Origin of the sequence: Acinetobacter sp. A3 (assembly GCF_012371415.1) — a bacterium.
Classification (GTDB): Bacteria; Pseudomonadota; Gammaproteobacteria; order Pseudomonadales; family Moraxellaceae; genus Acinetobacter.
On record NZ_JAAZQW010000002.1, the window covers coordinates 85,020 to 111,222 of the forward strand.

22 protein-coding genes are annotated in these 26,203 nt (G+C 42.5%); 12 read left to right on the forward strand and 10 right to left on the reverse strand.

The genetic code is table 11. The features are described from left to right. Positions 1-52 precede the first annotated feature (52 nt). From recD to HHA42_RS01585, 4 genes are all read left to right on the forward strand, one after another. Positions 53-1,834, forward strand: coding sequence for an exodeoxyribonuclease V subunit alpha (gene recD / locus HHA42_RS01570; RefSeq protein WP_168417560.1), 1,782 nt, complete (start codon positions 53-55; stop codon positions 1,832-1,834). 819 nt (positions 1,835-2,653) lie between these two features. Then, positions 2,654-2,923 carry a 30S ribosomal protein S15 gene (gene rpsO / locus HHA42_RS01575; protein ID WP_067761248.1) on the forward strand — a complete coding sequence of 90 codons (270 nt, stop codon included), beginning with the start codon at positions 2,654-2,656 and terminating at the stop codon, positions 2,921-2,923. A gap of 260 nt (positions 2,924-3,183) precedes the next feature. Next, the gene (pnp, locus tag HHA42_RS01580; protein ID WP_171525211.1) at positions 3,184-5,271 is read left to right on the forward strand and encodes a polyribonucleotide nucleotidyltransferase; all 2,088 of its coding nucleotides are present in this window, start codon (positions 3,184-3,186) and stop codon (positions 5,269-5,271) included. 226 nt (positions 5,272-5,497) lie between these two features. After that, a complete protein-coding gene (locus HHA42_RS01585) occupies positions 5,498-6,736 on the forward strand; it encodes a magnesium transporter CorA family protein (RefSeq protein WP_168417558.1) in 1,239 nt (412 codons plus the stop codon). A 156-nt stretch (positions 6,737-6,892) separates the two neighbouring features. On the opposite strand, the gene HHA42_RS01590 is transcribed toward HHA42_RS01585, so the two are convergent. From HHA42_RS01590 to HHA42_RS01620, 7 genes are all read right to left on the reverse strand, one after another. Then, positions 6,893-7,156 (reverse strand): DUF465 domain-containing protein, encoded by a 264-nt coding sequence (locus tag HHA42_RS01590; protein WP_104853289.1) that lies wholly within the window; start codon positions 7,154-7,156, stop codon positions 6,893-6,895. An 88-nt stretch (positions 7,157-7,244) separates the two neighbouring features. Further along, positions 7,245-7,580: a chaperone modulator CbpM gene (locus HHA42_RS01595; protein WP_168417556.1), complete on the reverse strand. Its 336-nt coding sequence runs from the start codon at positions 7,578-7,580 to the stop codon at positions 7,245-7,247. A gap of 364 nt (positions 7,581-7,944) precedes the next feature. Continuing rightward, on the reverse strand, positions 7,945-8,385 hold the full coding sequence (locus tag HHA42_RS01600; protein WP_168417627.1) for a DUF2147 domain-containing protein: 441 nt from the start codon (positions 8,383-8,385) through the stop codon (positions 7,945-7,947). A 276-nt stretch (positions 8,386-8,661) separates the two neighbouring features. Continuing rightward, positions 8,662-9,126 carry a DUF2147 domain-containing protein gene (locus HHA42_RS01605; RefSeq protein WP_168417555.1) on the reverse strand — a complete coding sequence of 155 codons (465 nt, stop codon included), beginning with the start codon at positions 9,124-9,126 and terminating at the stop codon, positions 8,662-8,664. Between the two features lie 232 nt (positions 9,127-9,358). After that, entirely contained in the window at positions 9,359-10,234 is an 876-nt protein-coding gene (locus tag HHA42_RS01610; RefSeq protein ID WP_104852971.1) for an Hsp33 family molecular chaperone HslO, read from the reverse strand. A gap of 50 nt (positions 10,235-10,284) precedes the next feature. Then, positions 10,285-12,126, reverse strand: coding sequence for a monovalent cation:proton antiporter-2 (CPA2) family protein (locus HHA42_RS01615; RefSeq protein ID WP_168417554.1), 1,842 nt, complete (start codon positions 12,124-12,126; stop codon positions 10,285-10,287). Positions 12,127-12,199: 73 nt separating this feature from the next. Then, a complete protein-coding gene (locus HHA42_RS01620; protein ID WP_168525213.1) occupies positions 12,200-14,422 on the reverse strand; it encodes a primosomal protein N' in 2,223 nt (740 codons plus the stop codon). Positions 14,423-14,573: 151 nt separating this feature from the next. Between HHA42_RS01620 and gspF the strand changes: the two genes are divergently transcribed. Together gspF and gspG are read left to right on the forward strand one after the other, a co-directional pair. Beyond that, a complete protein-coding gene (gene gspF / locus HHA42_RS01625) occupies positions 14,574-15,779 on the forward strand; it encodes a type II secretion system inner membrane protein GspF (protein WP_104852974.1) in 1,206 nt (401 codons plus the stop codon). 76 nt (positions 15,780-15,855) lie between these two features. Continuing rightward, positions 15,856-16,290, forward strand: coding sequence for a type II secretion system major pseudopilin GspG (gspG, locus tag HHA42_RS01630; RefSeq protein WP_104852975.1), 435 nt, complete (start codon positions 15,856-15,858; stop codon positions 16,288-16,290). Between the two features lie 134 nt (positions 16,291-16,424). Here the strand turns inward: gspG and lnt are convergent, their stop codons facing one another. Together lnt and HHA42_RS01640 are read right to left on the reverse strand one after the other, a co-directional pair. Then, on the reverse strand, positions 16,425-17,981 hold the full coding sequence (lnt, locus tag HHA42_RS01635; protein ID WP_168525215.1) for an apolipoprotein N-acyltransferase: 1,557 nt from the start codon (positions 17,979-17,981) through the stop codon (positions 16,425-16,427). Beyond that, entirely contained in the window at positions 17,978-18,817 is an 840-nt protein-coding gene (locus HHA42_RS01640) for a CBS domain-containing protein (RefSeq protein ID WP_104852977.1), read from the reverse strand. The genes lnt and HHA42_RS01640 overlap by 4 nt, the downstream gene beginning before the upstream one ends. A 199-nt stretch (positions 18,818-19,016) precedes the next feature. Between HHA42_RS01640 and tusA the strand changes: the two genes are divergently transcribed. The 3 genes from tusA (at position 19,017) to HHA42_RS01655 (ending at position 21,426) form a co-directional block, all read left to right on the forward strand. Then, the gene (tusA, locus tag HHA42_RS01645) at positions 19,017-19,274 is read left to right on the forward strand and encodes a sulfurtransferase TusA (protein WP_004975955.1); all 258 of its coding nucleotides are present in this window, start codon (positions 19,017-19,019) and stop codon (positions 19,272-19,274) included. Positions 19,275-19,725: 451 nt separating this feature from the next. Then, positions 19,726-21,162 carry an autotransporter domain-containing protein gene (locus HHA42_RS13615; RefSeq protein WP_354667082.1) on the forward strand — a complete coding sequence of 479 codons (1,437 nt, stop codon included), beginning with the start codon at positions 19,726-19,728 and terminating at the stop codon, positions 21,160-21,162. Positions 21,163-21,192: 30 nt separating this feature from the next. Continuing rightward, the gene (locus HHA42_RS01655; RefSeq protein ID WP_168525219.1) at positions 21,193-21,426 is read left to right on the forward strand and encodes a hypothetical protein; all 234 of its coding nucleotides are present in this window, start codon (positions 21,193-21,195) and stop codon (positions 21,424-21,426) included. A 208-nt stretch (positions 21,427-21,634) separates the two neighbouring features. On the opposite strand, the gene HHA42_RS01660 is transcribed toward HHA42_RS01655, so the two are convergent. Then, positions 21,635-23,347 (reverse strand): electron transfer flavoprotein-ubiquinone oxidoreductase, encoded by a 1,713-nt coding sequence (locus HHA42_RS01660; protein ID WP_168417550.1) that lies wholly within the window; start codon positions 23,345-23,347, stop codon positions 21,635-21,637. Positions 23,348-23,542: 195 nt separating this feature from the next. Between HHA42_RS01660 and HHA42_RS01665 the strand changes: the two genes are divergently transcribed. From HHA42_RS01665 to HHA42_RS01675, 3 genes are all read left to right on the forward strand, one after another. Next, positions 23,543-24,154 (forward strand): DUF1285 domain-containing protein, encoded by a 612-nt coding sequence (locus HHA42_RS01665; RefSeq protein ID WP_168460395.1) that lies wholly within the window; start codon positions 23,543-23,545, stop codon positions 24,152-24,154. 45 nt (positions 24,155-24,199) lie between these two features. Continuing rightward, entirely contained in the window at positions 24,200-25,075 is an 876-nt protein-coding gene (gene murI, locus HHA42_RS01670) for a glutamate racemase (RefSeq protein ID WP_168525221.1), read from the forward strand. 86 nt (positions 25,076-25,161) lie between these two features. Then, positions 25,162-26,181 carry a DUF4062 domain-containing protein gene (locus tag HHA42_RS01675; RefSeq protein ID WP_168525223.1) on the forward strand — a complete coding sequence of 340 codons (1,020 nt, stop codon included), beginning with the start codon at positions 25,162-25,164 and terminating at the stop codon, positions 26,179-26,181. Positions 26,182-26,203 lie beyond the last annotated feature (22 nt).

Below are 26,203 nucleotides of genomic sequence, written 5' to 3' on the forward strand. Positions count from 1 at the left end.
TAGATGTAATAAAACAAATGCTTATCCTGTGGATAACTTTGAGGATAACTGTGTGGAAAACAAGCATATTCACTTAATTCCAGCGCAATCTGCCATGCAGGCGTGGTTGGATTACCTGTGTCAGCCGCCATTTAGCACTGCAACGATCGATACTGCTGGTAAATCTTTGATGCAGCAAGTCCTTGACGCAATAGAACAGGGGGATAGTTGTATTCCTGCAAGTGCGGCACAGGTTGCGGCTTTGCATGATTTACAAATCACACTATCCGTCCCGCCCTCGGACACAGCAGCTGCAATTGCCCCATTTGTATTTGACGGGCAGCGTTTGTATTTGTATCGCTACTGGAAGTTAGAACAACAAGTCGCCACCGACATTTTAAGGATTCAAGCACAGCAACCGCTTTCATTTGAGTTAAAACCTGAACAGCTCAACTTATTGCAAGACCCACAGCAACAGCAGGCTTTACAGACTGCTGCCAGCCAAAGTTTGAGTATTATCACCGGTGGGCCAGGAACAGGGAAAACCTATACCTTGGCGCATATTATTGCCGTACTCAATCAAGCTTTGCCAGATATTCGCATTGCCATGGCAGCACCGACAGGCAAGGCGGCACAGCGTATGCAGGAAGCCTTAAAAAATGCGTTGAATAGCAAAGCCTTACAAGCCTTTGATGTGGACGCTTTACAACAGTTACAACCTGTCACTTTGCATCGTTTACTCGGTTTGGGGAATACAGGCAAGCCTCGTTTTCATGCCAAACAACCTTTGCCTTACGATGTGATTGTGGTCGATGAAGCTTCTATGCTGGATTTGCACTTGTCACACATGTTATTGGCTGCCATTCCTGCACAGGCACGTTTAATCCTGTTGGGGGATGCCAATCAGTTAGCTTCAGTTGATGTTGGTACGGTGTTGGCAGATTTACAGCAAGTTCCTGAATTAGCAAAAAATCGTGTCAATTTAGTCACCACACGCCGTTTTGCTGAAGGGGCAAAAGTTGGGGCAATGGCGAAGTTCATTCAGCTAGAGCATCCTGCACAACAGGTTTTGGCAGCGTTTGAACAGCAGGTGGTTACTGCCACCCAGTTACGCAAAATCAATTTAGAACAAATACAGGTCGATGAAGTTCAACTTCAATATCTACCAAGTCAAGACAGCCCAATGTCTGCAACAGATTTGGATGGCTATTATGACCAGCTCATGTATGGCTATCAGTCCTATGTGGAAGTATTGAATGCGGGCTTGGCTGATGGCAATGATTTGCAAGACTTTCAGCATTTTGTGATGCAGGTTATTCAGGTGTTTGATGATTACCGTATTTTAACCGCGATTCGTCATGGTCATTTGGGCTTAAAGCAACTGAATGTGCAGATTGAGCAGCGCCTTTTACAGCAATCCAAACAGCAAAAAGAAGGGGATTGGTATATCGGCCGACCTGTGATGATGACCTATAATGATTACCAGCTGGGACTGTCGAATGGTGATATTGGCATTTGCTTTATGCGAACACATAACGCACAGCGCCAGTTTGAAGTGTATTTTCCAAGTCTGGACAAATGGGTACCTGCAACACGCTTACCTAAAAATATTGAAACAGCTTTTGCGCTCACTATTCATAAATCTCAAGGTTCGGAATTTAGCCATACAGCTGTGGTGCTAGATGCTATGGCTAAAAACTTGCTCAGCAAGGAACTGATTTATACGGCCATTACCCGTGCTAAAAAAGTGGTGAGTTTACTGGTCGATGCACAAGCGCTGGAACAGGCATTGAGTATTCGCACCCGTCGTAGCAGTGGTTTGTTAGCTAGAATTAATGAGGTTCTGAATTATTAAGCAGAAGTGAATAATAGGTGCTTTTGTACGAAATAGCTTACATCAATTCGAGAAATTTGCGCATAGAGATTCGAGTATGTTTTTGAGAAGATGACTTCACACAAAAAGCTCAATAAGGATTTTGAGCATAATCGCAGAATAATAATGATAATTGTCGATAGACAGCGAACTGACAGGACGTGAGTGAGAAGAGGAAACTTACAGCCGCTAAGCCTTGTAGTTTTGGGAGAGACTACAGGGCTTTTTTATGTCTGTTGGTTTTGTTGGCTTGCAAAATATAGACAATGCTTACTTGTTGTAAGAAAAAGCTTACAAATAGATACGAGAAATACGACTTCTTTCACTTTAGTATTATGGCAAAATCTACCACACAAGGACGTGAAACCCAGAACAGGAATGTTCAGACAATAAGACGCGAAAACGCGCAAATAACGACAATAAACAAAACAATAAGAATAATAAGACAAGAAACTACAGCGCAAAAACAGCCCGAGCTCTGCTCGGGCTGTTTTATTTTGTGAGCTAAAAATGACATTATGTTTTATGTTATTGGCAAAATATTACATATTATCAAACATATACAAATGTATATTTATTTATGCGGAATACTTTATACTTTTATCTATGCAGAACAGCGGGCAGAAAAAATCTGGTGTGACTGCTTAAAGTAAAAATTAAAGCAGTTGTTAGTCGTTCTGTTTTGCAATCGGCACGTTTTTGCCTTAAAATGATGCCCTTGCTGTAGTGATGCACGGCAGTCAGTTGATTCATCAATTGATCGGTATCAAATCTTTTTATTAAGCATCTCGGAGAAATCGAATGGCTTTAACAAACGCAGATCGCGCAGAGATCATTGCTAAATTTGCTCGTGCTGAAAACGACACTGGTTCACCAGAAGTTCAAGTAGCGCTTTTAACTGCTCAAATCAATGACTTACAAGGTCACTTCAAAGAGCACAAACACGACCACCACAGCCGTCGCGGTCTAATCCGTATGGTTAACCAACGTCGTAAGTTACTTGACTACCTTAAAGGCAAAGATGCGACTCGTTACAGCGCATTGATTGCTGCTTTAGGTTTACGTCGTTAATTCGATTTAAGCTTTTATTTTCGGACTATTGCATGTTGAATGCTGTATTACTGAAAACTAAAGTAAATCTAGCTTTGGCTAGATCAGTGGAAGGGGCGAATGTTTCGCTCCTTCTTTGTGTTTAAAAATCGTGTTTCATTCGAGTGAGGTCGGCTTCTAAGCTTTGTCATTTACCAAAATATTGTGTTGTGAATGCCAAACCTTAGGGGTCTCCACGAGAATAATTGTTCACAAGAACTAGGAAAAAATAAAATATGTCGATGTTTAATATTATTCGTAAAGAATTCCAATTTGGTCAGCACCAAGTTGTTCTAGAAACTGGTCGCGTTGCGCGTCAAGCTAACACGGTTATGATCACTATGGGTGGTGTAACTGTATTGGTTGCTGTGGTGGCTCAACCTACAGCGAAAGCGGGTCAAGACTTCTTCCCGTTGACTGTTAACTACCAAGAAAAACAATATGCTGCGGGTCGTATCCCTGGTGGTTATGGTAAGCGTGAAGGCCGTGCATCTGAAGCGGAAACTTTAATTTCACGTTTGATTGACCGTCCAATTCGTCCGTTGTTCCCAGAAGGTTACTACAACGAAATTCAAGTGACTGCGACGGTTGTGTCTTCTGACAAAACCATGGACGCTGACATTGCAGCCATGTTAGGTACTTCTGCTGCACTGGCAATTGCAGGTACGCCTTTCCGTGGCCCAATTGGTGCTGCACGTGTCGGTTTAATCAACGGCGAATACGTACTTAACCCGAACTTTGAACAAATGGCGCAATCTGACCTTGACCTTGTGGTTGCAGGTACAGAGTCTGCGGTATTAATGGTTGAATCTGAAGCGAAAGAACTTTCAGAAGACCAAATGTTAGGTGCAGTACTTTTTGGTCATGACGAAATGCAAATTGCTATTCAAGCGATCAAAGAATTTGCTGCGGCTGCTGGCGCAACAGAATCGACTTGGACTGCACCAGAGAAAAATGAAGACCTTCGTGCGAAGTTAAAAGAAGCGTTTGAAGCGAAAATTTCTGAAGCGTATACGATTGCAATTAAGCAAGACCGTTATGCTGCATTAGACGCACTTCAAGCTGAAGCTGTGGCTCAATTTGTTCCAGAAGAAGACGTTGATGGCATCGCAGATGACTTAAATGAACTCTTTGAAGACCTGAAATACCGCACTGTGCGTGACAACATCTTGTCTGGTAAGCCACGTATTGATGGTCGTGACACCAAAACTGTACGTGCATTAGATGTACAGGTGGGTGTGCTTGATCGCGCGCACGGTTCAGCATTGTTCACCCGTGGTGAAACTCAGGCTTTAGTCACCACGACTTTGGGTAATACACGTGATGCCTTGATGGTAGATACACTATCAGGTACTAAAACTGACAACTTCATGTTGCACTACAACTTCCCTGCATACTCTGTAGGTGAAACAGGTCGTGAATCTGGTCCTAAACGTCGTGAAATTGGTCACGGTCGTTTGGCACGTCGTGGTGTGCAAGCTGTTCTTCCTGCTGCAGACCGCTTCCCGTATGTGATTCGTATTGTATCTGACATTACTGAATCAAACGGTTCATCTTCTATGGCGTCTGTATGTGGTGCATCTTTATCACTTATGGATGCAGGTGTTCCGCTTAAAGCACCAGTTGCAGGTATCGCAATGGGCTTGGTAAAAGAAGGCGAGCGTTTTGCAGTGCTTTCTGACATCTTGGGTGATGAAGACCACCTTGGTGATATGGACTTTAAAGTTGCAGGTTCTGCCAACGGTATTACTGCACTTCAAATGGACATCAAAATTGAAGGTATCACTGAAGAAATCATGGAAGTTGCATTGAACCAAGCTTATGCAGGTCGTATGCACATCTTGAATGCAATGAACCAAGTGATTTCACGTGCACGTCCAGAAATTTCTATGCACGCGCCGACCTTCCAAGTCATCAACATCAACCCAGACAAGATTCGTGATGTAATTGGTAAAGGTGGTGCAACCATCCGTCAAATTACTGAAGAAACTAAAGCCGCAATTGATATTGAAGACAACGGTACAGTACGTGTATTTGGTGAAACCAAAGCTGCTGCACAAGCTGCTGTTGCAAAAATTCAGGCATTAACTGCTGAAATCGAGCCAGGTACAATTTACACAGGTAAAGTGATCCGTATTGTTGAATTCGGTGCTTTCGTAAATATTCTTCCAGGCACTGACGGTTTGCTTCACATTTCACAAATCTCGAACGAGCGTATTGCTAACGTAGCAGACGTTCTGAAAGAAGGTCAGGAAGTGAAAGTACAGGTTGCCGATGTAGACAACCGTGGTCGTATCAAATTAACTATGAAAGACATCGAACAAGCATAATGCTGTGTTGATGATCTGAAATGGTCAATGAAAAGCCCGTATTCAAACTGAATGCGGGCTTTTTTTTATGTGCAAAATTTTGTTGATTTTAATCGGCGATGCAATCATTACACGAACACTAGAATAAATAGCAACGCATATTTGAAAACGATCGCATTTCATGCTTAAACTGAGTCAAGCTGATATTTAAAAGCCTACAAAAACTGAAAATAGAGTAGCCTGTTCTATGCAAAGTTATTATTTCTATCTGCATACCAATCACAAAACCAATATTTATGTGCAAAAACAGCCAATTGAAGGGCTTGAGCCTGAATTTATCTGGATTGATTGTACCCGTGATGATGTACTGAACCGAGCCGAACAGTGGCAACAGGAAATTTTTCAGCATAGTCAGTTGTCGCTGAACGAGTATCATGTGCGTGATATTTTAAATCTTGAACATCCTTGTGCTTTTGACACCTTAGATGATTATGACCTGCTCATTCTTCGTAAATTGATTACTCCCGAAGACCGTATTGCCACAGGGCAGCAACTGGGGGAGAAACATGAGCGGGTTTTTGGACTTACTACCACGCCTATGAGTTTTATTATGACACCGCAGGTGCTGATCACCGTACGTGAGCAGGGCAATAAAGTCATGGAAAGCTATTTGTCACGTGTCGAAGCAGCGGTGCAACGTCCTATTGAAGAACAAAATAAGGCACGCAAACTGGCCGCAACGCCACTGGATTTGACTTTACGTTTACTGAATTTGGTGGCTGATGATTACTTGGATATTCGCATGCCACTGACCCGCCGTGTGGAATATTGGCAACAAGAATTATTGCAAGGTCATCGGCGTTTTACCCGCTGGCATCAATTACTGCAAGAAAATATGGCATTTCAGCAAGTTGAAAATTTGTGTGAAGAGCAAATTGAAGCTTTGCAAGAATTGCGTGATGAAATTGTGGATAACTACCCGCATTTGCGTGGAAAAAAGCGTAGTGAAAAGCAGGATATTATTTTAGTGCGGTTAGATGATTTAACCAGTCATATTGAACGAATTCAAAAGCATACTATTCGATTGCGTTCCGCAGTACAAACTGCCATTGATCTGCATTTTTCTGCAATTGCCAACCAAACCAATGAGAATATGCGAATTTTGGCGATTATTACCGCAGTTTTTGCGCCTTTAACTTTATTTACAGGTATTTATGGCATGAACTTTGAGTTTATGCCAGGTTTAAGACATGCGCAGGCCTTTTGGATTATGCTGGGCGTAATGGTCATGACCACTTTACTGTTGCTGTATTATTTCTATCGCCGTCACATGGTGGGGCGGGGTGAAAAAAGTGTGATAGATATGCTGGCGCAACAACATAGCGATCAACACATGAGTTTATTTTGGTTTTTAGATTACGAACCGATCAAACAAACTGTAAAAGGCACCATCAAAGAAGTAGAAAAGCTGACCAAGCTGAAATAATTAAGCTATTGCTTTTGCTTGCCTAAAATGTGACAGCTTTTCAGCACATTAGTCGTTTCAGTACGTTTGAGCTCACATACAGCCAAGAATTCTCTGCCTTAATTCAATATTTAAGGTGAGATATTGATGGACTAAATTTTGAATATTGAGTGTGTATCAAGCCAGTTGATCATTCTGTGCATTGCGAAGCAAGTGGTACATTTCATCTTTAAGCTTGAGTTTCTTACGCTTCAGCGCTTCAATGTCATCATTAATTTGATGCACAGGATCAAGCTCAAGTTGGATAATCTCACGATCAAGCTGTTCATGGTCTTCAAAAATTTTTGAAAAATGTGGATTGCTGTCACGTAATACCTGAATTAAATCACGAAATTCAGGGAACATATTTTTAATCTTTTTGTTGCAGTCTTTGGTCTTCATTGTGGCGATCATTCTCAAGAAACAATTAATAGGGCATACAAAGAAAAACGCTCTAGCAAGCTTAAATGGACTTGGCTAGAGCGTTGGCTTAGCTATGTTGAAAATTCAGATGTTTAACTTCTTTGCGTAATTTTTGAACTTCATCAATCAGGTCTAGCATCATGGCTACAGCTGAAAAGCTGGCTTCAAAGTCGCGTTGTAGACGATAGGCCTGACGAGCGCGAGTCACATCTTCACCAAAAAATTGATGGATACGTTCTGCAGGGCGGGAAGGTAAGATGTCATATTCTAGAAGTTGTAAGACCCATTCTGGGCTTTGCCCACAGGCAGCAGCAAAATTTTTTAAATCGAGTTGGGTAAACTCTTCTATGAGTTCTGTATGTTGTCCGTCTAAAGTAGTTTCACGATATAGAATAGTGGTCATAGCATACTCCTTCTAGTTTATTTCAAGTTGAATCATCAACCTGAAATGAGGGATTGTATTTGCATCTGATTGCTTTATATCAAAGTGGATGATCCTTTAATTTAGCGCCTATAGCATGCAATTGAGTCTATTATTTGTATTGCTTTGGTGAATTTGTGGCCTATCCATGCCGTTGGGTTATTCTGCTTAGAATTAAAATGCACAACCAATATAGATTGTTTTTTGTGCAATGTGTTTAATTATTCAAGCATTTCATCAGAAGTGATAGCCTAAAGTTTAAGCTTATTGTTTCAAAGTATGACAATAAAAAAGACCCTTGAAAGGGTCTTTGGGATCAGCAGCTTATTCTGAATGGCGATGGAACTTAGTATTTCACCCAAGTCACGCTTCGGCCAATTACAGAAACACCAACATAACCACGTAAGGTTAAGCGTTTACCATTTGCACTTAAGCGAGCTTTGCCTTTATAAACCTTACCGCCAATTGGGTCTAGCACGTGGCCTTGGTTAAATTCACGTGGATTTTTCGGGTCTTGTTTAAAGCCCCAAATAAAAGGTAAACCAAGGAAAGGTTTATTTTTGAGTGTGCCTGGACATTTGGTGCAGGTCACCATTTTTTCTGCGCCAGGAACATTGCGGGTTTCAACGATAATACCCTCATAGGTACCATCTGCTTTTTTGCGAATTTCTACATCCGCACGTGAATACCCTGTACGGTCATCAATGGTTTTCCATTTGCCAATTAGAGGATCACTTTCAGCAAAACTCAAACTAGAAAGTGTGGCTAAAATCAGACCTGCAAAAATCCCTTTATAATTTTTTTCATCAATGTGTCCCCAAATGCGTTAAAAATCTTAAAAATAGAGTAAAAATTCTATTTTGAGCTTTATAGCAAGAAAATACTGATGACGCAAATTGATCATGGTAAATTTAGAGAGAAATACGCAAGAAAAACGTGAAAATTAAAGCTTTAGTTCGCTTTTGAAGCTATTGTTTTGATGAGTGCGATAAAAGTCCAATTTAGGATATATCAATCATTTCAGACTTTTATCGCTTAAAAAGAGATGGGGAAAGAACAGCGACTAGTATTTAATCCAAGTCATTTTACGGCTGGCATTGGTAGAAATATCTACATTGTAGAGGGTTAAATGTTTGCCGTTACTGCTTAGGCGTGCGCGCGTTTTATATTGCTTACCCGTACGTGGGTCTAAATAATCACCTTCATAAAATTCAATTTGATTGCTTGGTGTCGCTTTTAAGTGGCTTAATGGCACAAAACCCATGAGTGGCTTATCTTTATTTTTACCAGTGCACAGTGTGCAGCTTTCCAGACGTGGTGCACCAGGTACAGCACGGAGTTCTACAATCTTGGCGGCATAAGCACCTTGTTTGTCTTTGCTCATGACAACATCTGACAATGAAAATCCTGTACGGTAATCTAAAGTTTTCCATTTACCCACGAGCGGGTCAGCATTGGCTGCATAAGCCAGACTTGAACAGCAGATTGCGCTTATGAAAGCTAAACGAGAGAAGAACAGTGTGTTCATAAAATTAACATCCAACAATGAAGACAGCCAAAACATAAAGGCATAAAAAAAATACGGGATTATTTATACCCAATTTTTGCGGTATTTTCTAGTAATTACATGAAAGTTTTGTGAAATAAATCACATGAAAAATAAAGGGATGATAGCTTTTAACGATGCTCAAAGCAGAAATAAAAAATGAGCAGTCAAGGCTGCTCATTTTTTATGGTTTTCATGGTTTGGATCACAAAATTTAGCTTAAGTGTTCTCCAAATAAGCCAAGTGCTTCTTCGGCACTGAAGGTATATTGTGCGCTACAGAATTGGCAATCCATAGTAATTGGATTTTGATATTCCAGTGTTTCACGTACTGCAGCGACACCAATTTGAATTAACGCATTAGCACAGCGTTCTTTAGAACAGGTACAACCAAAACGCAGTGCTTCTACTTCAGGTAAACGCACCTGTTCTTCATTGTATAAACGGTACAGAATTTCATTGACTTCTAAATCTGTCAATTCTTCGGCCTTTAAGGTTTCCGTGAGCATAGTCACACGTGGCCATAAATCTTCATCGACTCGTTGTTGTTCTTCTTCACTGTTACGTGGCAACAGTTGAATTAGTAAGCCGCCCGCACGTTCTGCATTGCTGGCTAACACAATACGGGTAGGAATTTGTGCAGATAAGTCATAATACTGCATTAAACATTCGGCTAAATTGGCTTTATCTAACGGTACAATCCCTTGATAACGTTCACCAAATTCTGGCTCAATGTTAATAAACAACACAGGGCTGACCAGACTTTTCAGTACGGTGCTGCTGTCTTCTGCAGTTAAAAAGTGTGGATCTGGTTCGTAGTCTGCCAACGCACGGACTTCACCCAAGTGGTTACATTCAGCCATGGCCCACTTAAACGTGCCAGATGCCTGAATTTGTAGGCTGATGCGACCCTTAATTTTTAGGGTACTGGCCAACAATGCAGTGGCGCAAAGCATTTCGCCCAACAATACTTGTACCGCTGGCACATAGTCACGTTGTTTTAGAATGGTTTGCAAAGCATCTTCGAGATGAACTACCTCACCACGAACAGGGCTATCTTCAATAAAAAAGCGTTGGCGTAAATCAGACATAAAATTCTCCATAACCCTGTTTTAATGGTGGCATTATTGTAAAACACAAGTCAGTTTGCTGCATCACGTGTTACATCAATATGACCACTATGTAAGCCACGTTTTAAATCGACCCCGAGTGGCATTTCACGGTTTTGTGCATCACTTTCAAACAGGTGTTCTAATTCGGCCAAGGCATTACGATGGGTTTCATAAATTTTTTGTTCATCGGTATAAATATGTTGCTGCTGTGCCAATAGCTTTTCATCATAATCACGGAACAATTCAATACTTTTATAGGCATCATCTTCATTAATACCCAAATCACGCAAAGCCTGATAGGCCATGCCCAAGGAGGATAAATAGGTTTCCCGCCAAATATGGGTCACGCCTAAATCACGTAATAAATGCACGTGATGGCGGTCACGGGCACGTACCAATAATTTCAATTCAGGATAATTCAGGCGAATATGTCGTGTGACATTCATTGAATCTTCAATATCATTAATGGCTAAAATAAAAATTTGGGCATGTTGAATGCCTGCGGCACGTAAAATTTCAGGTTGGGTGGCATCGCCATAATAGACTTTGCCGCCATAATTACGCACAAAATCAATTTTGTCGATATTACTGTCAATTGCGGTAAAGTGCTGATGCTGTAAATGCGCCACACGGGCAATGATTTGTCCAAAACGGCCAAAGCCTGCAATGATCATAGGTGGATGCGCATCGGGAATCTCATCATACACAGGTATTTTTTCCCGCTCCAAACGCGGGATAATTTGACTGCTCATCAACCAATATAAAATTGGGGTCAGTACCATCGACAACGTCACAATCAAAGTCAGCGGTTGCAGCATGGCTTGACTGAGCACACTTTCACTTTGCGCAACGCTCAGCACCACAAAGGCAAACTCACCGCCTTGAGCCAAGCACGTTGCCAAGAGCAAACTATTGCGCCAAGAATATTCAAAATAACGTGCAATGGCCGTTAGGGTTAGCAGTTTGATGAGCATTAAGCCCAACGCACCGCCAATAATCAACCATGGCTGTTCCACCAACAAGGAAAGCTGGGTGCTCATACCTACAGTCATAAAGAATAGGCCCAGTAACAGACCCTTAAAGGGTGCAATGCTGGCTTCGAGTTCATGACGAAATTCAGAGTCGGCCAACAAGACACCCGTTAAAAATGCGCCTAAAGTGGTGCTAATGCCCAGCACATCCATAATGCTGACCACGCCGAGCACAATGAATAGACCTACTGCCGTGATCAGTTCATGTGCACCACTTTTGGCCACAAAACGGAAGAAGGGACGCATTAGATAACGGCTAAATAAAAACAGTCCGCTAAAGGTGGCAATAATGGCTGCAAAGTAGGCAATACCATGGTGGGTAGATTCAGCACCTGCCAGCATGGGAATCATGGCAATTAAAGGAATTGCGGCGATATCTTGAAACAGTAAGATTGAAAAGGATTGCTGCCCATAACTGCTATTGAGTTGTTGCTTTTCTTGCAGCATTTGCAGCACAAATGCGGTGGAGGACAGCGCTAATGCAAAACCAATTACCACGCTTGCAGCAATGCCTTGCTGTAAGGCAAAAAATGCCAACACAGCCAGTAAAACGCCTGTAATGCCGACCTGTAAACTGCCTAAAACAAAAATGGGTTTACGCATATCCCATAGTCGTTGTGGACGTAGTTCCAAGCCAATAATAAACATCAGGAAGACCACGCCGTACTCTGCCAATTCCTGAATGGCATCCGGGTCGCTGGCAATATTGAAAACACTTGGGCCAAGTAAGATGCCTGTAAACAAATAGCCCAGCACTGTGGCAATGCCAAAGCGTTTTAGTAAGGGCACTAGTAGCAAAGAAGCACCCAAAAAAATGGTCATTTGTAACAATAAGGACATGTGGGCATCCAAAGTTTAAAGCGGTGGATTATTGCAATACAGGGTTTTGCAGCCAAAACAGCAATTTACTGGGTTAGCTAAATTCTTGTGGATCTATATCTAAACTTAGTTTCATGCTGGATGGCTTTTCATGCAACATATTTTGCCACCAGTTCCTGATATAAAAATGTAAGCGCGCCCGATCTTTAGACAATAGCACCATGTGCGCTTGGAAACGACCTGCCTTACGTTCCATTGGCGCAGGAATAGGCCCCCAAATATCAATTAATTGTTCGGAATGTTCCCTGAGCCATTGCGCATGTTGTTGTAAAAACTGTTGGTTTAATTCCTGACTTTTGGACTCACAGCGAATCAGCGCAGTATAACGATATGGCGGCAGTTGCGCGGCTTTGCGCTCTTTTAAACTTTGTTTGGCAAACTTGCGGTAATCTCCCTCGACCAAGGTGGTGAGTAAAGGATGATCAGGACGTAAACTTTGCAAATAAACATCGCCTTTATGTTCACCACGCCCTGCACGTCCTGCCACTTGCACAATCAGTTGGGCGGTACGTTCAGGTGCGCGAATATCAACACTGAGCAAGCCTGAATCGATATCTAAAATAGCCACCAAGGTTACATAAGGAAAGTGATGTCCTTTGGCCAGCATTTGTGTGCCCAGTAAAATTAGGGGTTCACTGCGTTGAATACGGTCATAAATTTTTTGCCAGCTGCCGACACGACTGGTTGAGTCACGATCTACCCGAATCACATCTATATCTGGGAACAGTTCATTTAGACTGTCTTCCACTTTGGCTGTACCCATGCCCACAGGTTTGAGTTCTTCATGGTTGCAGGCAGGGCATTGCTCAGGTTTGCGGTGAATTGTTCCGCAGTGGTGGCAGTGTAAATGCACATAAGGTTGATGATGCAGGGTAAAGTTGGCATCACAATGTGGGCATTTGGCTTGCCAGGCACAATTTTCACAAATCAGGACTGGAGCATAGCCACGTCGGTTTAAAAACACCAAGACTTGTTCTTTTTTTGCCAGACGTTTTTTCATTTCATCAATCAATTGTTGACTGATGCCATGCTGTTTTTTTGCAATTTTTAAGTCAATCAGGTGGATTTTAGGCATAAGCGCGGTGCCCGCCCGTTGATTCAGCTCCAAACATTGCATTTTGCCTTGATCGACCAAGGCATAACTGTCAATACTTGGTGTAGCTGAACCTAAAATAACAGGGCAATTTTCCAGATGGGCACGGTAAAGGGCGACATCTCGGGCATGATAGCGAAAACCTTCTTGTTGTTTAAAAGACAGGTCGTGTTCTTCATCTAAAATAATCAAGCCCAAATTTGGCAATGGAGTATAAATCGCAGAGCGTGTGCCTAAAATAATAGACGCTTTGCCTGTTTGTGCCGCCTGCCACGCTTGCAAACGTTTGGAATCATTTAAACCTGAATGTAAGAGGGCAATATGGCAGTGAAAACGTGACTGAAAACGGCTGATGGTTTGCGGGGTCAGTCCAATTTCTGGGACTAACACCAGCACTTGTTTGCCCTGTTTTAGTACCTCATGCATGATGTGCAAGTACACTTCAGTTTTGCCGCTGCCTGTTAAGCCATCTAGTAAAAAAGCTTTATATTGCTGCCGAACTTTAAGTGCGCTGTCGATGGCTTTTTTCTGATCGGGATTGGGCGTTAAAGGCATTTGTGCCAAAGTGACAGGCATTGGGCTGAAATCTTGGGTTTCCAAAACACATTCGCAAATTTCTTTGCTTGCTAAAGCTTTTAGGGTGGCGGTTTCAATGCCTGCTAAATTTAAAATATTTTCAGAAGTGCCCGTTGGATGCAGCTTTAAAATTTTATAGGCTTCCTGCTGTTTTTCTGAGCGTTTAATTTTAGCCTCGGCCTGTGCATCTAGCAGTTTCCAAGTTCGAGCCAGTAAATTATAGGGCTTGGCTTGACGCAATAAACTTGGCAAAGCGCTGTGCATCACTTCACCAATGGGAAATTGGTAATATTGTGACGCCCATGTCAACAAAGTTAAAACTTTAGCGTCTAAAATCGCTTGTTCATCTAACAGTTCGGTAATGGCTTTGAGTTTAAAACGTGGGTTAATTGGGGTGTCGAGCGCCAGTTTTTCGACAATAATCCCAACCAAGTTTTGCCGACCAAAGGACACCAACACCCGTGCGCCAACGGCTGCTTGCTGATATTGTGCTGCACTGAGCATGTAATCGAAGCAGTCATAAAGATATACGGGTACAGCCACTCGAATACGGTAAATGGGCTGCGGGTCTAAAGTCGAATCTGGCATAAAAAAGTCGTACCGTCCTGTGAAAATTGGCATCGTGCTCTGTGTTGGCTTGTGATAGAGTGAGCACAGAATTTATATCTAAGAATATGAATGATTTTAGTGGTCAGACGCAACTGCGCTGCAAGAAATTTTGGAAAATTAGAGCATTACAATGCCAGCATATCAATTTACTGCCATTGACGCTTCAGGGAAGCAGCAAAAAGGTGTTTTAGAGGGCGATTCTGCACGTCAAATTCGTCAGCAATTGCGGGACAAAGAATGGATTCCTGTCAGTGTCGATGCCGTTGAACAGAAAGATAAGCACAGCGGCAGACAGTGGTTTCAGAAAAAAATTACCGCCTATGATTTGGCTTTGCTGACCCGACAATTGTCAGTATTGGTGGCAGCCTCAATTCCATTGGAAGAAGCGGTTCGTGCAGTGGGCAAGCAAAGTGAAAAAGCGCACGTGCAAAATTTGCTGATGTCGGTGCGCTCCAAAGTACTAGAAGGCTATTCACTGGCCAATGCTTTACAGCAATCGGGACGTTTTCCAGACTTATATATTGCGACCATTGCCGCAGGTGAGCGTTCAGGGCATCTGGATTTAATTCTGGAACAATTGGCAGACTACACCGAAAATCGTTTTGCCATGCAGAAAAAAATTCAAGGCGCCATGATTTATCCCATCATTTTAATGCTGATGTCCTTTGCGATTGTAATGGGCTTAATGACCTATGTGGTGCCCGACATTGTTAAAACCTTTGACCAAAGTAAAGATGCTTTGCCGTGGATTACCGTAGCTTTAATGAAAGCCAGTGATTTTATCCGTGCAGCATGGCCATTTTTACTGGTGGCATCGGTGATTGGGGTTTTATTGCTGGCTCGTTTTTTACGTACTCAGGCAGGGCATTATGCCTTTGACCGTTTAACCTTAAAATTGCCGTTATTTGGCAAGTTATCACGCGGAATTAATGCAGCACGTTTTGCCAGTACCTTGTCTATTCTGACCCAGTCAGGTGTGCCTTTGGTCGATGCACTGAAAATTGGAGCGGCGGTTAGCAATAATTGGGTGATTCGTGATTCTGTCAATTTGGCAGCAGAAAAAGTGACCGAAGGTGGTAACTTGGCGACTCAATTGGAGCGGAGTGGTTATTTCCCACCGATGATGGTACAAATGATCAAAAGTGGCGAAGCCTCGGGTGAGTTAGACCGCATGTTGTCACGTGCCTCGGTGATGCAGGATCGTGAAGTGACCACGTTGATTTCAACCTTGTTGGCACTGTTGGAACCGCTCATGTTAGTGTTGATGGCCAGTATTGTATTGGTGATTGTAATTGCGGTGATGCTGCCAATTGTGAATATGAACAATATGATTTAAATCGTTTTGAAGCATCCTTCTTCAAACAGAACTTAAAATAAATGTCGAATTGATATAAATACATGAGAGAAATTGAATGAAACGGAATCAACTCAATAAGCAATCTGGTTTTACCCTGATTGAAGTGATGGTGGTGATTGTCATTTTAGGGGTGTTGGCTGCCTTAATCGTACCGAATGTGATGGGACGTGGTGAAAAAGCCAAAGTGGATACCACTGCCATTACTTTAAAAGGAGTAGCAGGGGCGCTGGATCAATATAAACTCGACAATGGTAAATATCCATCTATGCAAGATGGCGGTTTAGATGCTTTGGTGAATCAGCCTGCATCGGCTAAAAACTGGTTGCCTGGCGGTTATGTGAAAGGGGGCTATCCGAAAGACAGTTGGGATAATGACATTCAATATGTGATTCCAGGTGCGGAAGGACGTACGTTTGATTTGTATTCATTTGGTGCAGATGGTCAGCAAGGTGGTGAAGGCACCGATGCCGATATTTATTATCAGCCTTAATGTTTATTGAATGTGGTATACGCTGCATTTATAAAGCAAATAGATTCAACATCTATAGCCGTTGTTATCGATATGATGAAATAAAAAACCGAGCATAGCTCGGTTTTTTAAGTTATTTTGCCTGAGCTGCATCATTAGCGCCGTGATTTAAACGAGACATCTACCTGACGTGGACGATAAATCCAGCCCAGAATTAATAACAGCAAAGAGAAAATCAGCACAGGCCAATCGCTGAGTCGACTATACAGTGTTTCACCTTGCATGGCAGGCAACTCACCGCGTAGCACAAACTCTTGATCCATTGGTGCTTGTTTTACAATACGACCATGATGATCAATAAATGCAGTCACCCCTGTATTGGTGGCACGAATAAACCAGCGTCCATTTTCTTTGGCACGCATTTGCACCATTTGTAAGTGTTGCAGCGGCCCTGCGGTACCAGTAAACCACGCATCATTAGATACGGTTACCAAAAAGTCACTTTGGCTGGCATTTCTGCGGGTCAGGTTCGGATAGGCTACTTCATAACAAATGGCTGCACCCAAATCATGCTGCTTAATGGAAAGCGGTTTTTGATCTGATGCACCCCGTGAAAAACCACTCATCGATGGGTCATTTTGCATAGCAGGTAAAACCCAGCTCAGTAAGCCTGAAAGTGGAATGTATTCACCAAAAGGCACCAAACGTTGTTTTTTATACAAGCCTTCTGCGGTATCACCTGTTGCCATAATACTGTTGTAATACATTGGATGTTGCTGAACTTGTGATTCTGGCAAGTCCCAGTACGGAATACCCGTGACCCATGAACTGCCTGTTTTCTCTGCCTGTGTTTTCATGGCATCTAAAAACGGTTCAATATCGGTCTGGAACATTGGAATTGAAGACTCCGGCCAGACAATAATGTCTCGTCCCCATTCGGTCCGGGTCAGGCGAGTATAAATTTCCAGTGTCTTGATTTGGTATTCTGTGAGCCACTTTAAGTCTTGTGGAATGTTGCCCTGAATCAGAGAAACCGACAGCGGCTTTTCTGCTTTTTCAGTCACAAAACTGAGTTGCGCTGCCCCCCATGCGCCCAAGAGTAAAATTGCAGATGGAATAAGCCAGAAGATTCGTTTTTTCAGGATTTCTACCAGTGCACAGGCCAGTAGAATGACCACAAAAGACACCCCGAAAATACCAAACAGCGGTGCATAGCTATCTAAAAAGCGTTCGGTGAAGGCATAGCCTGCAAATAGCCATGGAAAACCTGTAAATACCCAAGTTTTCGCCCATTCAAAAAATACCCACAGTGGAGCGAAGGTCAGAGGTGTTTCAGGGAAAAACCGCCGATACAACCACGTCTGCACGGCAGTAAACAGCCCCATGAGCAAGGCCATAATCGCAATCATCACCACGCTTAAAAAAGCGTTGGTATCGCCGTAGACATGAATAGATGTATAGAGCCAGAAAGCACCAACAAACCAAAGCCCGATCCCGTAAGACCAACCGATAAAGAAAGCCTGTTTAGGGTTGCGTTTGCTTAAGCTGGCATACAGTAAAGCTGGTGACAGCAGGGCAATCCACCAGTAATGATAAGGGGCAAGTGCCAGACTAAATACGGCACCTGCTAACAGCGCAATGATGAGTGGATAAATCAGAGGCAGTTGTTGATGTTCTGAAGCATTGGACAGCTTGGAAAAAAAAGACCTCATTGACGTACGGCTCGAATCAGATGAATAGTGCGGGCATCTGCTTCAAGAATGGTGAACTCCCAATTGCCAATCACAATCACTTGTCCTTGCAAGTCACTCACTAAACCAATTTCTTGAAGCAATAAACCACCCACAGTTTCTACTTCATCGTCAGAAAAATCTGCATCTAAAACATTGTTAAAATGTTCGATTGGTGTAAGTGCTTGTACCAGCCAAGTGTTTGCAGTTTTCGGGTCATTATCTGGAATAATGTATTCTGCTTCTTCGTCTATATTGTCGTGTTCATCTTCAATTTCACCGACAATCTCTTCCAAAATGTCTTCTAGCGTGACCAAACCTGAAGTGGTGCCGTATTCATCAATCACAACCGCAATATGGGTTTGAGTGTTTTTAAGCATGCGCAATACTTGGTCTGAACGTGCACTTTCAGGCACAAACAATGGCTGACGCATGAGGGCACGAATATCGACTTTAGTTCTTTGTTCGGTCAGTAATGGCAATAAATCTTTTGCCAATAAAATTCCCACCACATTGTCTGGTTGGTCAGATGAAAACACAGGAAAACGTGAATGTGCCGATTCGACCAGAACGTGCAGAATGTCAAGTAACTCGTCATCTTCCTGCAAGCTAATCATTGCGGTACGTGGGGTCATCACTTCACGAATTTTGGTGGCAGGTAAATCCAGAACACCTTCGAGCATTGCCACCGTATCGGGTTCTAAAAAACGACGTGAATCTTGTACTAATTTTAGCAATTCATCGCGGGTTTCTGGCGCGGTGCCTAACCATTTTCTTAAGCCACGCATACCCCACGATGGGCCTGATTCCTCGTGCATGATCTTTCCTAAAGACTCTTTATATCTAAAAAACTTAGCTTAATCATACCTTAGAAAACACAGTTGTCTATTGCTAATCTTGGTAGAAAAGCAGGGCAAAGACGTCATGTGCAAGTGCTGCGGGATGCAGCGGCAACACATCAAATAAGAGTGAGCTTTATGCTAAACTAGCGCGATGTTTTAAATACCGAGTCTGTGCATGTCTGAACTTCCTGTCACACCTAGCATTCAATTAAATACGCGTGGTTTGCGTTGCCCTGAACCTGTGATGATGTTGCATCAAGCCATTCGCAAGTCTAAATCGGGTGATGTAGTTGAGGTTTTTGCAACAGACAACTCTACGTCTTGGGATATTCCAAAATTTTGTATGCATTTAGGGCATGAGTTGTTATTGCAAGAAGAGCGCCTAGATGAGCAGGGCAATAAAGAGTTTCACTATTTAGTGAAAAAAGGTTAATGAAAAAGTATTCGCACTGAAACCGCCCATCATGAAATAACGATAACTATAAAAATAATGTGATCAATACAGGCATATTTCATTTGTTATTTGTGCAAATTGAAATATGCCTTTTGTGTTTTTGAACGTCCAAGACATCTTTATTTTTTTAATGATTCAAATATTGAACCCGCATCACAGCTCAAACTGAAAAATGCTGAAAGTATCCATTTCTTGCGTTAGGCATCGCACATTTTTGGGGATGCTTTTTAACTTTTATGCATTTTTTTAGCTTGCTGTGTGCTGGTGCAAAATTATGCGACGTTATGTGTAAGGTATAAAAAACCATTTGTAAAATGTGAACTTGAATTGTATTTTAATTATTGATTTTTAACAAAATAATTTAAATTATTTTTTAATATATGGAAAAATTAGCCTATAATGCGATCAGTTTATTGAGTTCGATTGCAGAATATTTGGGGATAAAGGCTTTACCAAATCGGGTGAAGACAAGTTGGTGTTTACAGGCAATAACCAGTATTTGGGCGATTCGATTGTGCGCGGTGGCGTGCTGGAAATTAATGGCTATAATGGACCATCAAAATTTCAGTTGCATGCAGGTGAGCTAACCGGCTATGGCCGTATTGCAGATGTACAGCAAACTGGTGGCTGGCTGAATAATGAAGGCAATTTGACCATTACAGGCAATTATTCAATGCAAATTGCTGCAGACCAGCAGCAAAACGCTGGTTTTAAAGCACGTTTTGGAAATTTACTGACCGTCACGGGCACTGCAAATTTGGCAGGCACGCTAAATCTGTTTGATGAAGTACCGCTGGATCAACCGCTGATTACTGCACAAGGTTCACAAACTACGGTGCTTCGTGCACAGCAAGGGATACAACGTGAGTTCGATACGTATCGTTCTACCAATCCATTATTTGAACTGACCCAAGTCAGTTATCGTCCTGAACTGAATACAGCGGGTGAAGTGCTACGAGCAACAGATAGTTTAAAAACGGATGTGGTGATTACGGCAAAACGTAAATCGGCAGAAACCGTTGCAGCACTTGCTCCAGAGCTTGAAGGTCGTGAACAAGTTGCCCGTAACTTAGATGCTGTACTTGCTGGCCTAGACCAAAAACAGCAACTTACTACATTGGAAGATGCCGAAAAAGTATTTGCCAATCGATTATTCAATAATTTTGCACAGACCGTACGCTACAACAATGCTGAAAGCACTGTCTCTACGCAGGCGCTGAATCAGTTATTTCACCAATTTGATCCGAGTTTTTATGCCAACACAATTTTAAATGTGGCAGAGGAAAGCAGTCAGCAAGAACGTCAGTTTGCACAGCGTTTGGCAACTATGCAGCCGAAGCAGGTTTGGTTTTCGGGCGATTACCAAAGTTATGATATGGATTATGCGGGCTTAAATAGTGAGCGCCGTACCCATCACCAAGGCGCAGGTATTGCAACAAAACTGGCAGGCGTAACTTTGGCGGCTCAAGCAGATTTAAGTCAAATGGATTTAGCAGATCGTCTGAACATGGGAACGCAAAATCGTACCGAAAGTAAAGGTTATGCCCTGACTTTGGGGGCTGCGCAGCAATTTGGGTCTGATTTAAGTGTTGCGGCATGGTTAAAAGGTATGCATGTGAATGTGGATGCACAGCGCAGTCATGCACAAGCACAAAAAGTTGAGTTTGATGGACAAATGTATGCTGCAGGTTTGCGTTTAGATTATAGCTATCCACTCAACCAAAAAATGCAGATTCAACCGTATTTAGATGCATCGTTTCAGCATTATGCGCATGCAGATCAGACCAAGCATGACGTAGTCAATAGTTTAGATGACTTGGTGATGCAGCGCTGGAATTTAGGTGCGGGTGTACAGGCCAATTATTAGTTTAATCCCGCTTGGCAGTTGCAAGGTAGTTTGTACTATAGCCAGCCCATTCAGGAAAAAGCTTATTTAGATACACATTATGTAGGCACAACGGAGCAATTGAAGTTTGATGCTTGGCATGCCGATAAAGGCCAATATCATGCTGCTCTGGGGTCAAAAATTGATTCGGGGCAACATAGCTTTATCAATTTGAATTATGAATATAGTGGGCGCTCACACAGCGACAGTCATCGGGTACAGTTGGCGGTGACCACTCAATTCTAATAACAGTTTCAAGCATGGATGAGAGGCTTGAATTTTAATGAAAACAGCTCCGCAGATACATGTTGGGGCTGTTTTTATGCAGCTTAACTTTAACAGCTAAGTCTGCGTGATCAATAGACCCTATTTAGATGATAAGGAATAGACTCTATTGAGCATAAAAAAGCAGTGCCAAGGCACTGCTTTTGAGTTTTTGAATTGCGATTCGTAATTACATATTTGGATAGTTTGGACCACCGCCACCTTCAGGTGTTACCCAAGTGATGTTCTGTGATGGGTCTTTAATGTCACAAGTCTTACAGTGCACACAGTTCGCTGCGTTAATCTGGAAGCGTTTTGAACCATCATCATTTTCCATGATTTCATAAACACCTGCAGGGCAGTAGCGTTGAGCTGGCTCATCCCATTTTGGTAAGTTCACGTTTACAGGAATGTCTGCATTGGTTAATTTCAAATGTGCAGGTTGGTTTTCTTCATGCACAGTATTGGATACAAACACCGAAGATAAACGGTCAAAGGTCAATTTGCCATCTGGTTTTGGATAATTCGGTTTAAAGCTCACTGCATCTACAGTTTTTAGTGCACTAAAGTCAGGCACTAAATCATGCAGGGTAAATGGCACTTTAAATACGTTCTGATCGATGAAGTTAAACGCACCGCCGAACCACTGACCAAATTTATGCATTGCAGGGCCAAAGTTACGTGCGTTGTATAACTCTTCTTTGAGCCAGCTGTTGTTGAATTTTTCTGTGTAAGCAGTCAATTCTTTAACAAAGAAATCTTCGCCTTCAGTGACACGGGCAATTGCTAAATCACCGCCTTTTGCGACACCCGCAGCAATCGCTTCAAATACCGCTTCACCGCAAAGCATGCCAGATTTCATGGCCGTGTGAGAGCCTTTGATTTTGGCAAAGTTTAAGAAGCCCGCATCATCACCAATTAAAGAACCACCTGGGAAAGTGAATTTAGGCAATGAGTTAAAGCCACCTTTGGTCACTGCACGTGCGCCATAAGAAATACGTTTACCACCTTCCAAATATTGCTTGATCAGTGGGTGAGTTTTCCAGCGTTGCATTTCCATAAATGGATACATGTGTGGGTTGGTATAAGACAAGTCCACAATCATACCCAAAGTCACTTGGTTGTTTTCTGCGTGGTATAACCACCAACCACCAGAAGAACCCGTTTCGCTTAATGGCCAGCCTGCGCCGTGCATAACTAAGCCTGGCTTGTGCTTGGCAGGGTCAATTTCCCATAACTCTTTAATACCAATCCCGTAGTGTTGTGGGTCAGCATCTTTATCTAAATTGAATTGCTGGATTAAACGCTTACCTAAGTGACCACGGCAGCCTTCAGCAAAAATAGTGTATTTGGCATGCAACTCATAACCTGGAGTAAAGTTATGCGTTGGCTCGCCATCTTTACCAATGCCCATGTCACCAGTTTGAATACCTTTTACCGTACCATCAGCATGATACAGAATTTCAGATGCCGCAAAGCCTGGGAAAATAGAAACTTCAAGCTCTTCCGCTTTTTGGCCTAACCAGCGCACAACGTTCCCTAAAGAGATCACGTAATTGCCATCGTTATGCATGGTTTTTGGCACCATCCAATGCGGTGCTTCTTGCGCTTTTTCAGGAGACATTAAGAAGAAAGTTTTATCTTCAGTCACAGGCACATTTAAAGGTGCGCCTTCTTCTTTCCAGTTTGGGAATAACTCATTGATGGCACGAGGTTCAAGCACTGCCCCTGAAAGGATATGAGCACCAACTTCAGAGCCTTTTTCGACCACACAAACGGACAGATCATTTAAATTGTTTTCAATTGCAAGTTGACGAATTTTGATCGCGGCAGAAAGACCCGCAGGGCCTGCGCCTACGATTACAACGTCAAACTCCATCGATTCACGTTCGATGTGTTCCATGTAGGACTCCTCATATAATTGAAGGTGGCAACCGCAGAAACCAACGGTGCTGCCATGAGTATTTCTAGTTCCCAGAGACAAATTTAATTATGTCTTTTACAGTATGGGCAAGTATTGTGAGCTAGTATAGTTTTAAACCGAGTCTTAGCCAATTGGCTGAATCGTATTATTTTTCCGTCAGTAAGGTACCGCAGCATGAAGCATGACGATAATTCAATCAAACCGACAGAAAATGTAGCTATGGCTGATAATAAAAACTTAATGGACATTGCACAATATATAAAAACTGGACAGTCAGGTCACAAAAGATCAATCCCACCTTTGGCACAATGGCATCCAAAGCATTGTGGTGCAATGGATTTAGTGGTAAAGGCCAACGGAGAATGGTGGCACGAAGGTCAATTGATCAAGCGTCAGGCACTAATAGATTTGTTTTCTAGCGTGCTGTGGAAAGAGCAGGACAAGTTTTATTTAAAAACACCTGTGGAACAAATTGAAATTCAGGTCGAAGACGAACCTTTATTTATTAATCAGGTCGATATTGTTCAGATTGCACAGCAAGACTACATTCAGCTCACCACAACCCATCAGGACATTGTCATTGTGGATGCTGAGCATCCTATTTTCATGCGTGAATATGCAGGTGAGCTGCGTCCTTATGTGCATGTGCGTTTTGGTATTAATGCCCTGATTCAGCGTGCGGCTTTTTTACATTTGGTGGAATTGGGCGAGCTGAGTGAAAATGCGCAGGGCGAAACGATTTTATCGTTGAAAAGTGGTGATTTGCACTTGCATTTAAGCAGCTGAGGTTTAAGCTTTATTCATCCCATTTTGTATTGCTGACCGCTTGCTATGACAGCCATTCATCCTGTTTCTCCCTTAAATCAAGCCATGCCAAAAGCACAAGCCAGTGCGCCAATTGGTATTTTTGATTCGGGCATAGGAGGCTTGTCAGTTGCCATTGAAATTGCAGAATATTTGCCCAATGAGCGCATCCTTTATTATGCCGATACTGCACATGTGCCGTATGGCCCACGTGATGATCAAAATATTCGAGAACTCACTGCAGCTGCAATCGAATGGTTATATCGACAAGGTTGTAAAGTTGCGGTCGTGGCGTGTAATACTGCTTCTGCTTTTAGTCTAGATTATCTGCGCGATCATTACGGCGAAGATTTTCCCATTATTGGTTTGGTACCTGCTTTAAAGCCTGCCGTATTACACAGCCAATCAAAGACTGTGGCAGTTTTGGCAACGCCTGCGACTTTTCGCGGACAACTTATTAAAGATGTGATGCAGCGTTTTGCGATTCCTGCTCAAGTGCAAGTCTTGAATGTCACCAATCTAGATTTAGTGCCTTTTGTTGAGCAAGGGGCGCAAATGAGTGAGGCATGTTTAAGTTCCTTACAGCAGAGTTTGCAACCTGTGGTCGATCAGGGCGCGGACTATTTGGTGCTCGGTTGTACCCATTATCCTTTCCTAAAACCTGCGATTGAGTCCATTTTTGGTCAGAAACTGACATTAATTGACTCAGGAATTGCCGTTGCGCGTCAAACTTCCCGCATTTTAATTAAAAATGAGTTATTATTTGAACAAAGTTTGGCAGATACTTTACAAATTGCGTGTTATGTCAGCGGGAACAATGCAGAACAATTAAAGCCCGTGTTGCAGCATCTTATTCCAGGCAATATTTCTTGGAGTATCGCAAATGTGAGTACTGTGGACTGACTTTAAGATAATTTTTTTATGATTGGGGAAAGGCATTACAAGTAGACGGTGACCGACTTGTAATGGCAATAGGAGAGGGGAAACCAATGCTCGATAAGCGCTATCAGGTCTTTATCTCGACGTCTGGGGCAGATATGCAGCCAGAACGGGTGATCTTGGCTCAAACATTGGTGGGAATGGGTTTTTTTTCGTGGGGATTAGAGCAACGCACCCCACTCAGTACCGCTTTTGCACGTCGTCAAATTGATGATTGCGATTATGTGGTGATATTACTGGGCAGCCAATATGGTGAGCAATCGGTATCGGGCGTGGGTTACATGCATTTAGAATATATCTATGCCGTGACCAAACAAAAACCGATTGTGGTTTTTATGCATGAAGATCCAGATTCAAGAGATCCATCGTTACATGATGAAAAGCCTGAACTGCGTGAAAAATTTAAAGAATTTCGCAAATTGCTACAGCAAGAGGTTGATCAGGTCTTTAGCTACCGAACCATGCGTGATTTAGAGTTGGCTGTTCGTTTTAACATGTCGCAAATGTTGGAGCGTTATCCGACCACAGGTTGGGTGCGTCCACAAAATACGCAAGCCTTGCATGATGAAATTGAGCGTTTAAAGAATAAATTAAGACAATTAGAAACTGAAATTGGTAAGCGTGAAGAAGACCCATTTTTAAACTTACCCAAAGTGTCTATGCATGAGCCTTATCGGTTTGAATATCGTATGCATGCCTATCAGGATGGTAATTTTAAAGAATTAAAGATTGAAAAAAGTCTAACTTGGGCGCAGTTGCTTGCTGTGCTTGGCAGCACTTTTATTCACCCGACACCTGAAGAATATTTTTCTAAACGCATGAATGAATATTTAAATGAAACGGGGCTGGATGATGCACGTCGGATCATGCCACGTGCGCATGCGGTTGCTCGTTCGCAAATTAATATTCGGGCTTTGCACAATATTAAAATGCAAATGCGTCAGAATGACTGGATTGTGCAAGCAGGCCGCGATGACCGACAACGGATGCTCTGGCAAACCACCCTGAAAGCGCAAAAGTTGTTAGAGAGTAATTTGCTAGATCAGGTCCAAGCAAAGATACCGTATTAATCTATCAATCAGTGCTCAAAAA

What these genes read in the sequence shown, in the direction of transcription:
- gspF (WP_104852974.1), top strand. Translation starts at nt 14,574, where the DNA reads ATGCCAGCATATCAATTTACTGCCATTGACGCTTCAGGGAAGCAGCAA.
- lnt (WP_168525215.1), bottom strand. Translation starts at nt 17,981, where the DNA reads ATGAGGTCTTTTTTTTCCAAGCTGTCCAATGCTTCAGAACATCAACAA.
- HHA42_RS01590 (WP_104853289.1), bottom strand. Translation starts at nt 7,156, where the DNA reads ATGAAGACCAAAGACTGCAACAAAAAGATTAAAAATATGTTCCCTGAA.
- HHA42_RS01675 (WP_168525223.1), top strand. Translation starts at nt 25,162, where the DNA reads ATGCTCGATAAGCGCTATCAGGTCTTTATCTCGACGTCTGGGGCAGAT.
- HHA42_RS01605 (WP_168417555.1), bottom strand. Translation starts at nt 9,126, where the DNA reads ATGAACACACTGTTCTTCTCTCGTTTAGCTTTCATAAGCGCAATCTGC.
- HHA42_RS01610 (WP_104852971.1), bottom strand. Translation starts at nt 10,234, where the DNA reads ATGTCTGATTTACGCCAACGCTTTTTTATTGAAGATAGCCCTGTTCGT.
- gspG (WP_104852975.1), top strand. Translation starts at nt 15,856, where the DNA reads ATGAAACGGAATCAACTCAATAAGCAATCTGGTTTTACCCTGATTGAA.
- HHA42_RS01585 (WP_168417558.1), top strand. Translation starts at nt 5,498, where the DNA reads ATGCAAAGTTATTATTTCTATCTGCATACCAATCACAAAACCAATATT.
- HHA42_RS01595 (WP_168417556.1), bottom strand. Translation starts at nt 7,580, where the DNA reads ATGACCACTATTCTATATCGTGAAACTACTTTAGACGGACAACATACA.
- HHA42_RS01665 (WP_168460395.1), top strand. Translation starts at nt 23,543, where the DNA reads ATGAAGCATGACGATAATTCAATCAAACCGACAGAAAATGTAGCTATG.
- rpsO (WP_067761248.1), top strand. Translation starts at nt 2,654, where the DNA reads ATGGCTTTAACAAACGCAGATCGCGCAGAGATCATTGCTAAATTTGCT.
- tusA (WP_004975955.1), top strand. Translation starts at nt 19,017, where the DNA reads ATGTCTGAACTTCCTGTCACACCTAGCATTCAATTAAATACGCGTGGT.
- HHA42_RS01615 (WP_168417554.1), bottom strand. Translation starts at nt 12,126, where the DNA reads ATGTCCTTATTGTTACAAATGACCATTTTTTTGGGTGCTTCTTTGCTA.
- HHA42_RS01660 (WP_168417550.1), bottom strand. Translation starts at nt 23,347, where the DNA reads ATGGAACACATCGAACGTGAATCGATGGAGTTTGACGTTGTAATCGTA.
- HHA42_RS01640 (WP_104852977.1), bottom strand. Translation starts at nt 18,817, where the DNA reads ATGCACGAGGAATCAGGCCCATCGTGGGGTATGCGTGGCTTAAGAAAA.
- HHA42_RS01620 (WP_168525213.1), bottom strand. Translation starts at nt 14,422, where the DNA reads ATGCCAGATTCGACTTTAGACCCGCAGCCCATTTACCGTATTCGAGTG.
- murI (WP_168525221.1), top strand. Translation starts at nt 24,200, where the DNA reads ATGACAGCCATTCATCCTGTTTCTCCCTTAAATCAAGCCATGCCAAAA.
- pnp (WP_171525211.1), top strand. Translation starts at nt 3,184, where the DNA reads ATGTTTAATATTATTCGTAAAGAATTCCAATTTGGTCAGCACCAAGTT.